Genomic DNA, 674 nt, shown 5'->3' on the forward strand with positions numbered 1-674 from the left:
CACCGATTAGATCAGCCCGTTCCTTATCAGCACAAAGGAGGTTCAACGATATGGGTCTCGCTGGACGAGCAAGCTAAGCTAGAAGTTTCAGAACAAGCTGACTTGCTGCTCGGCTCACCGCCACGGACTTATGACATATTCGATTAGTATATGATTAAGCTGACTCCCTGCTAGAAATCCATTCAACAACTTGGCTCTGACGCCAGCCAACAGATCTGGCGGTGAGTTTGACTTGCTTAGGGAACTGCTCCTTGCGTACGAGTTCATAGATTGTCGAGCGCCCGAGTCCGGTAATTTCGCATACTTCCTTCAACCTGAGTATGTGATCGATACCGGCTAAATAACTTCTCTGTTCCATGTGCCATCCTCATAGATTCAATTACGTCGATATAGAGGGCACTGCACTCGAGTTAGAACCCTCTAGCTTTTCTACGCTACGTAACGCCGTAGTCACGCAGGGCTTTTTATCTAAGTTCGGCTGAGGGGGAATTCAAGGTTTCGCGGACAATAAAATATACTTTTTAGTGAGACGAGAAGATGTCGCTGACTTGTTATGACTGTTATCTCGGCGAACAACGACCGAACTGACGTTCAGATAAACAGAGTTAGCAACGCGCTGAAAAACAGCGATCGTTGCTATGGGCACAGAATGGGCACAATTTGGGCACAACCTA

2 protein-coding genes are annotated in these 674 nt (G+C 47.2%); both read right to left on the reverse strand.

Going from position 1 to position 674, the window contains the following annotated elements; all coding sequences use genetic code 11:
• Positions 1 to 154 precede the first annotated feature (154 nt).
• Positions 155 to 358 carry an AlpA family transcriptional regulator gene (locus A3751_RS21705; protein ID WP_068465423.1) on the reverse strand — a complete coding sequence of 68 codons (204 nt, stop codon included), beginning with the start codon at positions 356 to 358 and terminating at the stop codon, positions 155 to 157.
• Positions 359 to 490: 132 nt separating this feature from the next.
• A partial coding sequence (locus A3751_RS23385) for a hypothetical protein (protein WP_231876829.1) occupies positions 491 to 674 on the reverse strand: 184 nt, incomplete at its 5' end.

The organism is Oleiphilus sp. HI0080 (genome assembly GCF_001635135.1).

What these genes read in the sequence shown, in the direction of transcription:
- A3751_RS21705 (WP_068465423.1), bottom strand. Translation starts at nt 358, where the DNA reads ATGGAACAGAGAAGTTATTTAGCCGGTATCGATCACATACTCAGGTTG.